11 protein-coding genes and 1 tRNA gene are annotated in these 13,479 nt (G+C 61.1%); 6 read left to right on the top strand and 6 right to left on the bottom strand.

From position 1 onward, the window contains the following. The first annotated feature begins 58 nt into the window (after positions 1-58). Positions 59-1,660, top strand: a complete 1,602-nt coding sequence (locus tag ACVWYF_RS12285; RefSeq protein ID WP_457068342.1) for an NFACT RNA binding domain-containing protein — start codon at positions 59-61, stop codon at positions 1,658-1,660. A 127-nt stretch (positions 1,661-1,787) separates the two neighbouring features. On the opposite strand, the gene ACVWYF_RS12280 is transcribed toward ACVWYF_RS12285, so the two are convergent. After that, a tRNA-Leu gene (locus tag ACVWYF_RS12280) sits at positions 1,788-1,869 on the bottom strand. A gap of 243 nt (positions 1,870-2,112) precedes the next feature. Between ACVWYF_RS12280 and ACVWYF_RS12275 the strand changes: the two genes are divergently transcribed. Further along, complete coding sequence (locus tag ACVWYF_RS12275) at positions 2,113-2,532, top strand: low affinity iron permease family protein (RefSeq protein WP_457068340.1); 420 nt, start codon at positions 2,113-2,115, stop codon at positions 2,530-2,532. 78 nt (positions 2,533-2,610) lie between these two features. On the opposite strand, the gene ACVWYF_RS12270 is transcribed toward ACVWYF_RS12275, so the two are convergent. Next, positions 2,611-3,312 carry a Dps family protein gene (locus ACVWYF_RS12270; RefSeq protein WP_457068338.1) on the bottom strand — a complete coding sequence of 234 codons (702 nt, stop codon included), beginning with the start codon at positions 3,310-3,312 and terminating at the stop codon, positions 2,611-2,613. Positions 3,313-3,429: 117 nt separating this feature from the next. On the opposite strand from ACVWYF_RS12270, the gene ACVWYF_RS12265 reads away from it, so the two are divergent. Then, complete coding sequence (locus tag ACVWYF_RS12265) at positions 3,430-4,158, top strand: VIT1/CCC1 transporter family protein (RefSeq protein WP_457068336.1); 729 nt, start codon at positions 3,430-3,432, stop codon at positions 4,156-4,158. Positions 4,159-4,302: 144 nt separating this feature from the next. Beyond that, positions 4,303-5,133: a polyphosphate kinase 2 family protein gene (locus tag ACVWYF_RS12260; protein ID WP_457068334.1), complete on the top strand. Its 831-nt coding sequence runs from the start codon at positions 4,303-4,305 to the stop codon at positions 5,131-5,133. A gap of 21 nt (positions 5,134-5,154) precedes the next feature. Here the strand turns inward: ACVWYF_RS12260 and ACVWYF_RS12255 are convergent, their stop codons facing one another. The 3 genes from ACVWYF_RS12255 to ACVWYF_RS12245 all read right to left on the bottom strand — a co-directional run bounded on the left by ACVWYF_RS12255 (position 5,155) and on the right by ACVWYF_RS12245 (position 8,397). Further along, positions 5,155-5,970 carry a hypothetical protein gene (locus ACVWYF_RS12255; protein WP_457068332.1) on the bottom strand — a complete coding sequence of 272 codons (816 nt, stop codon included), beginning with the start codon at positions 5,968-5,970 and terminating at the stop codon, positions 5,155-5,157. Positions 5,971-6,019: 49 nt separating this feature from the next. Further along, the gene (locus tag ACVWYF_RS12250) at positions 6,020-7,810 is read right to left on the bottom strand and encodes an ABC transporter ATP-binding protein (protein WP_457068330.1); all 1,791 of its coding nucleotides are present in this window, start codon (positions 7,808-7,810) and stop codon (positions 6,020-6,022) included. A gap of 215 nt (positions 7,811-8,025) precedes the next feature. After that, complete coding sequence (locus tag ACVWYF_RS12245) at positions 8,026-8,397, bottom strand: DoxX family protein (RefSeq protein WP_457068328.1); 372 nt, start codon at positions 8,395-8,397, stop codon at positions 8,026-8,028. A 448-nt stretch (positions 8,398-8,845) separates the two neighbouring features. Here ACVWYF_RS12245 and ACVWYF_RS12240 point away from each other — a divergent pair, with 448 nt between their 5' ends. After that, positions 8,846-9,208 carry a hypothetical protein gene (locus tag ACVWYF_RS12240; RefSeq protein WP_457068326.1) on the top strand — a complete coding sequence of 121 codons (363 nt, stop codon included), beginning with the start codon at positions 8,846-8,848 and terminating at the stop codon, positions 9,206-9,208. A 33-nt stretch (positions 9,209-9,241) separates the two neighbouring features. Here ACVWYF_RS12240 and ACVWYF_RS12235 read toward each other — a convergent pair whose 3' ends face one another. Beyond that, a complete protein-coding gene (locus ACVWYF_RS12235; protein WP_457068324.1) occupies positions 9,242-10,258 on the bottom strand; it encodes a chemotaxis protein CheB in 1,017 nt (338 codons plus the stop codon). A gap of 131 nt (positions 10,259-10,389) precedes the next feature. Here ACVWYF_RS12235 and ACVWYF_RS12230 point away from each other — a divergent pair, with 131 nt between their 5' ends. Further along, positions 10,390-13,431, top strand: coding sequence for a CheR family methyltransferase (locus ACVWYF_RS12230; RefSeq protein WP_457068322.1), 3,042 nt, complete (start codon positions 10,390-10,392; stop codon positions 13,429-13,431). Positions 13,432-13,479 lie beyond the last annotated feature (48 nt).

Here is a 13,479-nt window from a genome sequence, read left to right as displayed (position 1 = left end):
AATTGAACAGTTGAATTAACGGCGCACTCGCGGACTCTCAAAGTCCGCGCTACATCTTATGCACACCAATTACTACTTCCTGCGCCAGCTGGCCCCCGCGCTCACCGAGCGGCTGCGGGGCTACCGCGTGGCCGTGTGCTTCACGCAGGAAAAGGACGAGCTAGTTATTGGCCTCACCAACGGCACGGCCGAGTTCTGGCTGAAAGCGCAGCTGGGGGCTAATTTCCCGGCCCTGGCCCTGCCCGAAACCTTCCAGCGCGCCCGCGCCAATTCCGTCGACTTGTTCCCAGATATGCTGGGCCAGCAGATTGAAACCGTAGCCGCCTGGCCCCAGGACCGGGTGGTGCAGCTCAATTTCCGCAGTGGCGCCCGCCTCGTATTCAAGCTTTATGGCCCGCGCCCAAACGCCATTTTCCGCACGGCACCCGACGGCAAAGCCCAGCTTTTCCATCAAAAGCTGCTGGCCGATGCGGAGTTGCGCCCACAACCCGTACCACCATCAGAGACCCCAAGCCCGTCCGAATCTGCGGAATCTGTAAAATCCATTGAATCTGCGGTCCAGAAACTCCCGCCACCCCTGGCCGACCTGCCCCTGCGCTACCTGCGTCTGAACGGCTACGACCCCGCCCCGCCCGAAACCAAAACTCGCCTGGTAAACCAGGTGCTGGCCCAACTCGAAAAGCCCGCGCACTACTACCTCATCCAGCTCGACGGCCGCACGCGTCTTAGCCTGCTGCCGCTGGGGGAAGTGCTGGAAACCTTCGCCGGCGATGACCCGGTGGCTGCCCTGCGCCGCTTCGTGCCCATGGCCCTAGGCCGTCGCGCCCTCGAAACTGAAACCAAGCAGCTGCGCCAGTTGCTGGAGCGCCGCGCCGCCGAATCCGACACCGCCGCCGCCCACGCCCGCCAGCGCCTCCACGCCTTGGCCCACGAAGCTGGATACCGCCACACCGCCGACCTGATAATGGCCAATCTGCACGATATTCCGGCCGGTTCTACTCAGATTGAGGTCATTGATTTTTACACCAATCTGCCCAAAACCATCAAGCTGAAGCGTACCGAAAAGCCCCAGCTTACTGCCGAAAACCTATACCGCAAGGGCAAAAACCAGCAAATTGAAGAGCGCCAGCTCACCGAGCGCATTGCCCGCCATGAGGCCACCGCTTTCACCGCCCTGGAGCGCCTCGAAGAAATGGATACCCAGCCCGCCCTGGCCGAGCTGCGCGGCCTGCGCACCTGGCGCAAGCAGCACGGCCTCGACCCCACGCCCACGGCGGCCAAAGCGGCTACAGAGCTGCCCTTTAAGGTTTTTGAGGACCGGGGTTTCACCATCCTCGTCGGCCGTAACGCGGCGAACAATGACCTGCTCACCCAGAAATACGCCCATAAGGACGACCTCTGGCTACACGCCAAAGACGTGACGGGCTCGCACGTCGTTATCCGCCACAAGGCGGGGCAGCCGGTGCCCGAGCCCGTGGTGGAGCACGCCGCCATGCTGGCCGGCTGGTACTCGCGCCGCCAGCATGATACATTATGCCCGGTCACGGTCACGCCTAAGAAGTTTGTGCGCAAGCCCAAGGGCGCGCTACCCGGCCAGGTGGTGGTGGAGCGCGAGCGGGTGGTGCTGGTGAAGCCCGGCAACCCGTTTGAGCGGGAGTAGCGTGGACTCTGTGAGTCCGCATATTCGTTCGCACATGAGTATGTGCTCTTGTGCGCGGACTCACAGAGTCCACGCTACGACACGAAAAAGCCCGCTGCAATTGCTTGCAACGGGCTTTCGATTTGCGTGCGCGCGGGGAGATTCGAACTCCCACACCCGAAGGCACCACCCCCTCAAGATGGCGTGTCTACCAGTTTCACCACGTGCGCAAATAGAGCAACTAAACCGGGTATTCGGCCGAGGCCGGCGTCGCTGAGGTGGCGAAGCGGGTGCAAAGATAGCCGGAGTATTTGGGCCGCACAACCTTTCAGCCCCCTTTTTCACCAACCATCCATCATTCAACTGGTTATCTTGTGGTTTCGTAGAAGCTTAAGGTTGCTTTTCGCCTCTTTCTCAGAAAATACGCCATGAATTCATCTCCATTGACCGCTAGGAACTCCTTTTTTGGCCGCATGGCCGGGGCCATTACTACCTTTTCAGGTTCCACGGCCGCCTTTGTTGGCGCGGCGGGAATTGTGATTGTGTGGGGCATTACGGGGCCACTGTTTCATTATTCCGAAACCTGGCAATTGGTCATCAACACGGGCACCACCATTATTACGTTTCTGATGGTGTTTCTCATTCAGCGGGCGCAGAACAAAGATTCGCTGGTGCTGCACCTGAAGCTGAACGAGCTGATTGCGGCCACGCAGGGAGCCAGCAACCGCCTCATCAACGCCCAGGATTTTTCGGAAGAAGAAATTAAGACCCTGCACGATTTCTACTGCCTGCTGGCCGAGCTGGCCAAAAAGGATAACGACCTGGGCAAAACCCATTCGGTGGAAGAGGCCGAAGACAACCACAGCGAAAAGCTGGCCGCGCAGGTTGATTGACGACTGGAGTCAAACCAAAAAAGGCTGCCGCATTATCTGCGGCAGCCTTTTTTGGTTGCTTTTGCGAACGAATCACTACTATTCTGCGCGGGTGAGGGGCGACTCGACTACGTGCTCCGATACAAACCACACTTGCAGCTCGTTGGTACGCATGAGGTTGCTTACCACAAGGTCGTTGGTGCCATCGTCGCCCGACTCATCGGCCTTCTTGGCATAGTCGTGGCAGTTTTTGAGGATGGACTGGTGGGCGCTCAGCAGGCGCGATACCTGCACGGGAGCCTCCTCACGGTCGCGGGGTACGCGGGGCAGGCTGGTAAGCTCGGCCACGTCGTGGGCCATGGCCACGGCCACGCCGCCCAGAATCTGGATGCGCTCAGCGATGGTATCCACCAGCTCGGCCTGCTCTTCGTAGTGCTTGTCGTAGAGCAGGTGCAGCTGGTAGAACGTGGGGCCTACCACCTGCCAATGGTGCTTCTTGTACATATCGCGCAGCGTAATGGTATCGGCCAGGAGCTGGTTGAGCATGGTAACGCTGCTTTGGCGGGTGGCCTCATCGAGGCCGATGGGCAGGCGCTGGCTCACGGTGCCGAAGCGCTGGGTGGGCGCAGGGGCGTGGTTTTGCTGGTTGAGGATGGGCTGAATATCGACGGCGGCGTTGGAGCCGGCCCCTTTGCCGGTGTTGGCGGTAGTGGCTCTAGCGGGGGCTTTTTTGGCGGCCGGGGCGGCAGCTTTTTTGGGTGCGGCGGTTTTAGGAGCGGCAGTTTTGGCGGGAGCAGCCATAAGGATAAAAACGAGTGAAGTGAGGGAGGCCGCCGAAACATTTCGGCAGCGAAAGTTCTATTTCTGCGTACGTAAAGCGCCCAGCCGGGTTCAGGCTACATTCTTAATTTTCCCTTTATGACCGAGCCAACTACGACCACCCAACTGCCCCACGACGTGCATCCCGAGCACCACCTTACCAGTTCGGCCATGTTGCAGGATGTAGTAATTGGCCTGAGCGATGGCCTGACCGTGCCCTTTGCGCTGGCGGCGGGGCTGAGCGGGGCCGTGTCGTCCTCGGGGCTGGTTATCACGGCGGGGCTGGCCGAAATTGTGGCCGGCAGCATTGCCATGGGCCTGGGCGGCTATCTGGCCGGCCGCACCGAAGTAGAGCACTACGCCTCGGAGCTGGGCCGTGAGCACCGTGAGGTGCAGGAGGTGCCCGATAAAGAGCGCGCCGAAGTGGACGAGCTGCTGGCCGACATGGGCCTCTCGGAAACCACCCGCCGCCAGGCCGTGGCCGAACTCACCGCCGACCCCGAGCAGTGGGTGAAGTTCATGATGAAGTACGAGCTGGGCCTGGAGGAACCCGACCCCAGGCAGGCCCCCAAAAGTGCCGTAACCATTAGCATGGCCTACGCCGTGGGTGGGCTGATTCCGCTCAGCGCCTATTTCGTGACCGACACGCCCCAGCGCGGGCTGGCGTGGTCGGCGGCCATCACGCTGGTGTGCCTGTTCACGTTTGGCTATTTCAAGAGCCGCATGACCGGGCAGCCGCCCGTGGCCGGAGCCGTAAAAATGGCTGTGGTGGGCGCGCTGGCGGCGGCGGCGGCGTTCGGCATTGCGCGGCTGGTGGGCGGCGCGTAGGATTTCAAACCAGTTAGACCGTCATGCAGAGCGCAGCGAAGCATCTTTACTGCTGAAGTAAATAATTGCGTTGCGCGGTAAAGTTGCTTCGTTGCGCTCTGCATGACGGTTTTTTCTAAACAGCCTCAAAAGGCACTTTTCGACATGAAATTCAAGCTCCCCGAAACCCCCGCCGTTTTCGTCAAAAGCAAGTCCTTTCGCCTGGCCGACGTGGACCCGGCCGACCTCACGCCCTTCGCGCACCAGCCCGACGACAAGCAGGAGGCCAGCCCGCGCCTGCTCAAGCTGCGCCAGCGCCTGAGCGAGCTCCAGGAGCTGCTCTATGCCGAGCACTCGCGCAGCCTGCTCATCGTGTTGCAGGCCATGGATACGGGTGGCAAGGACGGAGCCATCCAGAACCTGCTCACGGGCGTGAATCCGGCCGGCGTGCAGATAGCCTCTTTCAAAGCGCCCACTTCGGAGGAGCTGAAGCACGATTTTCTCTGGCGTATTCATGCTCAGACGCCCAAAAGGGGCCACATCGGCGTGTTCAACCGTTCGCACTACGAGGACGTGCTCATCACCCGCGTACACGGCCTGATTGACGAAAAAACCTGCCAGGAGCATTATGCCGACATCAATAACTTCGAGCAGCTGTTGCTGAACAACGGCACGCGCATCCTCAAGTTCTTCCTGCACATTTCCAAAGAGGAGCAGGCCCAGCGCCTGCAGGCCCGCCTCGATGACCCTACTAAAAACTGGAAATTCGACCCCAACGACCTCAAGGAACGTGCCCATTGGGACGACTACCAGGCCGCCTACCAGGAGGCTATGCGGCAATGTTCCGCTGCCGATGCGCCGTGGTTTGTGATTCCCGCCAACCATAAATGGGGCCGCGACCTGGCCATCACCGAAATTGTGGTGGCCGCCCTGGAGGACATGAACCCCCAACCGCCCACCGTCGATTTTGACCCGAAAGCGCAGATAATTGAGTAGGGGACAGTTTTTATTGGTTTTCTAGAGCGGCATAAAGCCGTTTTCAAGACTTTCCTCCCGCATCCCCACAATGGAATAATGCCTTGGCAAGAACCAGGGCAGGCGTTGCATAACGCTTCGGTACGCCTCCTCGCTGTCGAAATGCTGAGGCGTAATGTTGAACACCAAATTCTGAGAAATACCGGGTCCGTTAGCAAGGTGCCGCATCATGAGCAGGACCTTGGGCGACGCAACGCCGTTGTTGGTGAGGTATTCCCGCAGGATATTGCGCGTCGGCTGCGGAAGCAGAAGCTCACTTGGCTGCCCAATCATGACTTCCTCTTTCGATTCAAGTACCTCGTCGGTGAGCTGTTTCGAAAACGGCGTTTCTCCGGTTGTGTAGAACTGGCCCTGTAGCTGGAAATTGAGGATGTCTCCGTACGATAACACCCAATCCGGACCCGTGTTGGTGGGGTTGATTACGACCCCCAGGCCTCGCTCCAGGAGAAAATCATCCTTCATTCTATCAATAACATAGCACTGAAAGCTGACGCCGGCCTCGGGCAGAAAGAGCTGGAAATACGGAAACCCATCTGGCCCCTGAATAATTTGCGGGTTGCCACACCGAAAGCTGGCCGCCGACAAATTGGCCAGAAAAGCCGCGTTCCAGTCATCATCCCGGTCTGGTTTGGGAACCGACGTCAGTTCGTAGAGCACCCCAGTCTTCGCCAAGTCGCCCAAGTAGGGTGCCGCCACGGGCTCCGGTGCTGATGGTGAAGGTGCGGGTGATTCTTTCGGTTTCAGGAAATCGAATAGTCCCATTGTCGGGTTTTTTTGAAAGAACTTCGCTTTGGCCAAACTCGCGGCAGGCGAGAGATTTCAGGCGGCAAAGTGCAGCCAGATGGGCCTAAACGGCCACGGCGCTGGTCGCGTCCTCCTCCTTGCGCTCGCCAATTTGCTGGCGCCACATGGCGTAGTAGAGGCCTTTTTGGGCCAGCAGCTCGGCGTGGCCGCCGTGTTCGGCAATGTGGCCGCGCTCTAAAACGAAGATGCGGTCGGCGTGCAAAATGGTGCTCAGGCGGTGGGCAATGAGGATGGTCATGTGCTGGCGCGAGCCCGAAAGCTTCCGCACCGTCTTGCCGATTTCCTCTTCGGTGAGGGAGTCAAGGGCCGAGGTGGCTTCGTCGAACACCATGAGCGTGGGCTTGCGCAGCAGGGCGCGGGCAATGCTGAGGCGCTGCTTTTCGCCGCCGCTCACTTTCACGCCGCCCTCGCCAATCACGGTATCAAGGCCAAGCGGGGCGCGGGCCAGCAGCGTGTCGGCCGCCGCCTGGTGCAGGGCCATCAGGCATTCCTCGTCGGTGGCCTGGGGGGCCACGAAGCGCAGGTTCTCGCGGATAGTGCCGGAAAAAAGCTGCGTATCCTGCGTCACGAAGCCGATTTGCTCGCGCAGCTCATCGAGGTCGATTTCCGAGCCGGGGATGCCGTTGTAGAGAATCTGGCCGGCCAGGGGCGGGTAGAGGCCCACCAGCAGCTTCACCAGCGTGGTTTTGCCCGAGCCCGACGGTCCCACGAAGGCAATGGTTTCGCCGAGTTTTACCCCGAAGGAAATATTGGTCAGCGCCTTGCCCTTGGCCGTGAGGTGCTGGAAGCTGACGTGGTCGAAGGCCAGGTTGTCGATGTGCGCCACGGACTTGGGGTGCGCCGGCTTCACGTCCTTCGGCGTGTCGAGAATCGTCTGGAAGTTGCCCAGCGAAATCTCGGTTTCGCGGTACACGCCAATGATGTTGCCCAACTCCTGCAATGGCCCAAAAATGGAGAACGAGTAGATGAAGAACGAGAAAAACTGCCCCAGGCTTATGTGGCGCTGCACCAGCAGATACAGCAGCAGCAGCACAATCACGTTGCGGAGCAGGTTCACGAAGGTGCCCTGCACGAAGCTCAGCGAGCGCAGGTAGCGCACCTTGCGCAGCTCCAGCTTCAGGATTTTGGTGGTGGTGGCATTCAGGCGCTCGGTTTCCTGCTGGGCCAGGCCCAGGCTTTTGATGAGCTCGATGTTGCGCAGGCTTTCGGTGGTGGAGCCCGCCAGGGCCGTGGTTTCGGCCACGATGGTTTTCTGGATAACCTTGATTTTCTTGCTCAGGAAAAAACTCAGAATACCCAGCAGCGGAATGGTGAGAAAATACCCCAGTGCGATGGGCCAGTACACCGTGATGGCGTACCACATCACGAAAATAATGCCCACCAGCGCCGTAAACAGCACATTCACAAAGCTCTGAATTAGCTTCTCCACATCAAGCCGCACCTTCTGGAGCTTGCCCAGCGTCTCGCCCGAGCGTTGGTCCTCAAACACCTGGTAGGGCAGCTCCAGCGAATGGCGCAGGCCGTCAGAATACATCTTCGCGCCCAGCCGCTGGGTGATGACGTTGACGTAATAATCCTGGAAGTTCTTGGCAATGCGCGACACCATGGCCGCGCCCAGCATCAGCCCGATGTAGGGCAGGGCCTCGCGCAGAAACGGTCCGAACGGCACCAGCCGCACGGCCGCCAGCTCGCTGCCCTTGGGCGCAAAGTGGTCGATAAGCTTGCGGAAGAAATACGGGTCGAGCAGCGAGAACACCTGGTTCACGGCGGCCAGCCCGAGGGCCAGCACCAGCAGCGGCCAGTAGTTGCGCAGGTAGCTATAAAGGATTTTCATGAGAGCACACAAGTAGCCCGGCCGGGCCGGCCAGAAGGCAAGCAACCCAGCCGGGCAGCAATGGTTTGGGGTAAGACCCGGCTAACGGCCGGGGAGGAGCAAGGGTTCAGCAGCCGGTTTGTCATTCCGGCGAAGGAGAAATCTGGGGGGTGTCGTTCGCCGTCTTCTCCCGGATTCTTCCTTCGCCGGAATGACAAACCGATATTGTAATAGGCCTATACCGCACGCGCCTCGGTGCGGCTGCGCAGCACGAGTACCACCACCAGCAATAGCAGCGCCACAATGGCCGGCATGCCCTTGGCCAGGCCGCCGGGGATTTTGGTGGCGTGCATAAACACCGCCCCAACCATGATGATGATGAGGCCCACGGCCGCCGGGCGCACCGTACGCGGCACCAGCAGTCCAAGGCCGCCCAGCACCTCAGCCCCGCCGATAAGGCCGGCAAACCAGCCCGGCAGGCCCAGGCCGCCAAACATTTTCATGGTGCCAGGCAGGTCCATGAGCTTGTGAACGCCGGAGAAGATGAACATGGCAGCTAATAGCGCCTGCAAAATCCAGGCGATGATGTTGCGTACGGAAGGACTCATAGTGAAGGGAAAAAAGGTGAAATAAGGGTTGCAAGGCAATTTACGGCTACTAAGGCTCCCGGACAGCGCCCGTCGTGCCGCCAAGGTCGGCATAATGCAGACGGTTTTGGTGACACGATATTTTAGCCAGTCGGGATTGTAATGGAATTTTAATGCCCGGCAATTGCATTGTTATAAATATATGTTTAACTTTATTTTAGTCGACAGTTCAACTTTTTTGCCTGCGTGCCAGATATCACTTTCCCAAGATAATGAAGGGGTGTGAGGCAAACAATTAAATTTATAGCCGCAATAGTTTAAGTATTTGTCCGGAGTAGAACCCGTACTTATCCCCTAGTATTAATTTATAATATTGGTGAAATTTGTATCACCATTACGCGATAATTACCGCTTAGTATCAGAATATCCCGTTTATATATTTTTACCTGCTGCTTAAATCCTATTTGTTATGCATGTTATATACCATGAATTGCTGCCGGAGAGCTACCTGCTCATTCTGGCTCCGGGCCGGGCGGGCGAGCCGGAATCGGTGCTGGCGCGCTGGCTGCGCCGGGCGCAGCGCAGCGGCAAGCCCTCGGTGTGGGTCGATTGCGGCATGTTGAACTCGCTATCGGCCGAGGCGGCGCGGCTGCTGTGGAACTCGCACTTCCAGCTCCAGGAGCAGCACGCGCAGCTGGTGCTGGTGCATGTGCCCGAGCGCGTGAAGCGCGAACTGCTGGAGCAGGAGCTGGGCCCCGCGCCCTGCATGGTGCCCACGCTGCTGGATGCCGCCCGCCAGGCCAACTGGCACGACTGGGGCCTGGTGGCATAGGCCCGCCACCCGCCACGCCGCCATCGCGCCCGGCTAGTCCTCGGGCGTGGCAATGGTGTTGGGGCTGCTGCCGTTGAGCAGGAACTCGCGCAGGCGGTCGATATGCTTTTTGATTTCGTCCAGCTTCTCTTCCTGCTGCACGGAGTAGGACCCTGCGCCGCGCACGGCCATACCGGTGAGCAGGTTTTTGCGCTCTTCCATCATGCGCAGGGCCACCCACAGCGTTTCTTCGAGGCGTTGCTGGGAGTTGTGCAGCAGGCTGTTGGCGGTGAAGGCGTGGCCGGTGTGGCAGCGGTAGCGCAGTACCTTGCCCTGGTTCACTTCCCAGAGGTTGCCGCCGCAGTCGGGGCAGGTGAGGGGCACGAGGTGCCCAATGCTGGCAACTTCATTCGTATCGCCCACCACTCTTTCCGCAATGGCGGCCTCCTGTTTAAGGTCCTCGGGAATGACGGGCTGGCGCGGGGGCGCGGGACTGTTAGTGATTTCGTCCAGCAGGGCCGCCATCTGGCCCAGGGGCACCACGTAGTCTACGTCCACGTTGTGCAGGGCCGATTCGGGCATGCTCGGGAATTCGGCCTCGCCGGGGTCCTGCACGATGGCAATGCCGCCGCAGCGCTTGATGAACTCCAGGCCGGCAGTGCCGTCGTGCAGCATGCCGGTGAGCACCACGCCCACCGTGCGCGCCCCGTATGCCACCGCCGCCGAGCGGAACAGGGCGTCGGCGGCGGGGCGGTAGTGGTTTTCGCGCGGGCCTTTGGTCACCAGCAGGTGGGGCACGCTACCGTCCTTGGCCAGCAGGTGGCGGTCGGGCGGGGCCAGGTACAGGGTGCCAGCGGCCAGCACTTCGCCGTCGGTGGGCAGGCGGCAGGGCAGGGCGGTGTGGCGGGCCAGCCGGTCCACGAGGTGCTGGCCATCGGCATCGGGCGCGAAATGCTGCACCACCAGGACGGCAGCGGGAAGGGTAGCCGGGAGTTGGGCCACAAATTCGACCAGGGCGGGCATGCCGCCGGCCGAAGTGCCAACTACAACGAGATAAGCAGGAGTGGGCATGGGAATGGGACAGGGAAAGGCTGTTTACTACGGCAAAAACCCGGGCGTGGCGAAGGTCCCGGGCTTTTTCCAGTAAATTTGCTCTGGACCCGCCCTTTGGGGGAATGAGGCCGTTTCAACACCGTTGCCCTATGACCTCCCCCGACTTGGCCCCGGCATCTGCGCCCGACGAACCCGGCCTGCTCATTACGCCGCCCGCCGAAATGCCCCGCGACGGCGACGAGCCCATCACCGGCACTCTGGCCCGCGAGGCCCGGCACCCTGATTACTCGGCCGACAAGTTTCCGCTGGTGGCACTGGGCGGCTCGGCGGGGTCGCTGGCGGCATTCGAGGCATTTTTTCGGGCCATGCCGGCCGATAGCGGGATGGCCTTCATGGTAGTGACGCACCTCATGCCCACCCAGGAATCGGAGCTGGCGCAGGTGCTCCAGCACTTCACCGCCATGCCGGTGCGCGAGGCCAGCGACGGCCTGCGGGTGCGCCCCAATAACGTGTACGTGATTCCGCCCAACCGCGACATGAGCATCCTGCACGGCATGCTGCTGCTGTTTGCGCCCACCCAGCCGGCGGGCCACCGGCTGCCCATCGACTTCTTTTTCCAGAGCCTGGCCAAGGATGCGCGCGCCCGGGCGGTGTGCATCATCTGCTCGGGGCTGGGCTCGGATGGCACGCTGGGCCTGAAAATGGTGATGGAAAACTTCGGGATGGTGATGGTGCAGGCCCCCGAAACGGCCGAGTTCGACTCGATGCCGCGCTCGGCGATGGCCACCGAGTTCGTGGATTTTGTGCTGCCCGCCGCGCAGCTGCCGGCCAAGCTGCTGGACTACGTGCGCCACCCCGACACCCGCCCCCGCCGCGAGGAAGCCGACAGCAGCGCCCGCCCGGCCCACGCCCTGCAAAAGATTTTTCACCTCATAAGGGCCAAGACGGGCCACGACTTCAGCTTCTACAAGCGCAACACGGTGTTTCGGCGCATTGAGCGGCGCATGAACTCGCACCAGATTCGGGAGTTTACGCAGTACGTGCGCTTTCTCCAGGAAAACCCGGCCGAGGTGGATGCTCTGTTCAAGGAGCTGCTGATTGGCGTGACCAAGTTCTTCCGGGACCGCGAGGCGTTTGAGCAGCTCAAGGCGCGCCTGCTGCCGCTGCTGCGCGCCAAGCCCGCCGACAGCACCGTGCGGGTGTGGGCGCCGGGCTGCTCCACGGGCGAGGAGGCCTACAGCCTGGCCATTACCCTGCTCGAATGCCTGGGCGAAATGGGGCCGGCCAGCTACCTCAAGCTCCAGATTTTTGCCACCGATATCAACCCCGAGGCCATCGAATTTGCCCGCGCGGGGGTGTATCCCGACAACGTGGTGGCGGACGTGAGCCCCGAGCGGCTGCGGCGCTTCTTCGTGAAAACCGAGGACGGCTACCGCATCAAGAAAGAGGTGCGCGACGTGGTGGTGTTTGCCGTGCATGACCTGAACAAGGACGCGCCCTTCACCAAGCTCGACTTGCTGGTGTGCCGCAACCTGCTCATTTACCTCAGCGCCGAGCTCCAGAAAAACCTCATTCCCATCTTCCATTATGCCCTGAACGTGGGCGGGGTGCTGTTTCTGGGGCCGAGCGAAAACCTCACCGGCTTTCAGGACCTGTTCCAGTCGCTGGACGTGAAGTGGAAGATTTCGCGCCGCACCGATTCGCCGTCGTCGCTCACGCGGCTGGTCAACTTTCCGTTTGCCCTGGCCCGGCAGCACGCCCAGGCCCCATCCACTGCTCCCTCCGGCTCCATGATTTCGCACGCTGCCCGCAAAGAAGGCCCGTTTGCCGCGCTGGTGCAGCGCGTGCTGCTGCGCCAGTACACGCCACCCGCCGTGGTCATCAACCCCAAAGGCGAAATCCTGTTCGTGAATGGCCGCACCGGCCGCTACCTGGAGCCCGCCCCCGGCCTGGGCGCTATGAATGTGTTCGACATGGCCCGCGAGGAACTCAACTACGAGTTGAGCGAGGCCGTGCATCAGGCCGTGGCCACTGGCCAGGACGTGGTGGCCGAGGGTGTAAAGCTGCACCTCGAAGCCGGTGTGCAGCTGCTGCGCCTCACGGTGAAGGTGCTGGCCGAAGGCGAAGCTTTGGCCGGCCTACTGCTGGTAGTGTTTGAGGAGCAGCCCACGCCCCGCCGCGTGCGCCTGGGCAAGGCCACCCTGGTTCCCGACCACAATGCCCAGGTGCAAACCCTGCAAAAGGAGCTGCAGTACACCAAGCACCGCCTCCAGACCACCATCGAGGAGATGGAAAGCAGCGTGGAAGAGCTGAAAAGCACCAACGAGGAGTTGCAAAGCGCCAACGAGGAGCTGCAAAGCACCAACGAGGAGGCCATGACCAACAAGGAGGAAATGCAGAGCCTGAACGAGGAGCTGATGACCCTCAACATGCAGTACCTCAGCAAAACCGAGGAGCTGAGCCAGGCCGCCAACGACATGAAGAACCTGCTCGATGCCACGGAAATTGCCACCATTTTCCTGGACAACGACATGGTGATAAAGCGCTTCACGCCGCCCGTGCATCGCATCGTGAGCCTGCTGCCCAGCGACGTGGGCCGCCCCATCGTGCATTTTGCCACCACCCTGCGCCACGAAACCCTGGCTGAGGACGTGCGCCAGGTGCTGGACCGGCTGGTGACCGTGGAGGCCAACATCCAGACCACTCAGGGGCAGTGGTACGTGATGCGGATATTGCCCTACCGCACCCTCGACAATTACATCAGTGGGGCCGTCATCACCTTCACCGACATCACGGCCCTCAAAACCCTGGAGGCCCAGCTGCAGGAAAGCGCCCGCTTTGCCGAAAGCATTGCCGAAACCCTGCGCGAGCCCCTGCTCGTGCTCGATACTGAGCAGCGCGTGCTGGCCATCAGCGCGGCCTTTGCCGCGCTATTCGGGCTCGATAGGGAGGGCAGCAAGGGCCAACTGCTACGCGAGCTCGATGGTGGGGCCTGGCAGCAGTCTGCGCTACGCGAGCGCCTCGAAATCACCCTGCGCCACCCGGAGCAGCCTTTCCTGGACTTTCCCTACACGGCCGAGTTTCCCGGGGCCGGGCTGCGCACGCTACGCCTGTTTGGGCGGCCCCTCACCAGCGGCGGGGCGCGTACCGGCCGCCTGCTGCTGGGCGTGGAGGACGTGACGGCGGGGTAGGAGTCTATCCGAAGCGGAGCAAGAACGAACGTCATGCAGAGCGCAGCG

This window comes from Hymenobacter sp. UYAg731 (assembly GCF_054061335.1).
This window is presented reverse-complemented; position numbering and strand designations above follow the sequence as displayed.

What these genes read in the sequence shown, in the direction of transcription:
- ACVWYF_RS12250 (WP_457068330.1), bottom strand. Translation starts at nt 7,810, where the DNA reads ATGAAAATCCTTTATAGCTACCTGCGCAACTACTGGCCGCTGCTGGTG.
- ACVWYF_RS12245 (WP_457068328.1), bottom strand. Translation starts at nt 8,397, where the DNA reads ATGAGTCCTTCCGTACGCAACATCATCGCCTGGATTTTGCAGGCGCTA.
- ACVWYF_RS12240 (WP_457068326.1), top strand. Translation starts at nt 8,846, where the DNA reads ATGCATGTTATATACCATGAATTGCTGCCGGAGAGCTACCTGCTCATT.
- ACVWYF_RS12265 (WP_457068336.1), top strand. Translation starts at nt 3,430, where the DNA reads ATGACCGAGCCAACTACGACCACCCAACTGCCCCACGACGTGCATCCC.
- ACVWYF_RS12270 (WP_457068338.1), bottom strand. Translation starts at nt 3,312, where the DNA reads ATGGCTGCTCCCGCCAAAACTGCCGCTCCTAAAACCGCCGCACCCAAA.
- ACVWYF_RS12230 (WP_457068322.1), top strand. Translation starts at nt 10,390, where the DNA reads ATGACCTCCCCCGACTTGGCCCCGGCATCTGCGCCCGACGAACCCGGC.
- ACVWYF_RS12235 (WP_457068324.1), bottom strand. Translation starts at nt 10,258, where the DNA reads ATGCCCACTCCTGCTTATCTCGTTGTAGTTGGCACTTCGGCCGGCGGC.
- ACVWYF_RS12260 (WP_457068334.1), top strand. Translation starts at nt 4,303, where the DNA reads ATGAAATTCAAGCTCCCCGAAACCCCCGCCGTTTTCGTCAAAAGCAAG.
- ACVWYF_RS12275 (WP_457068340.1), top strand. Translation starts at nt 2,113, where the DNA reads ATGGCCGGGGCCATTACTACCTTTTCAGGTTCCACGGCCGCCTTTGTT.
- ACVWYF_RS12285 (WP_457068342.1), top strand. Translation starts at nt 59, where the DNA reads ATGCACACCAATTACTACTTCCTGCGCCAGCTGGCCCCCGCGCTCACC.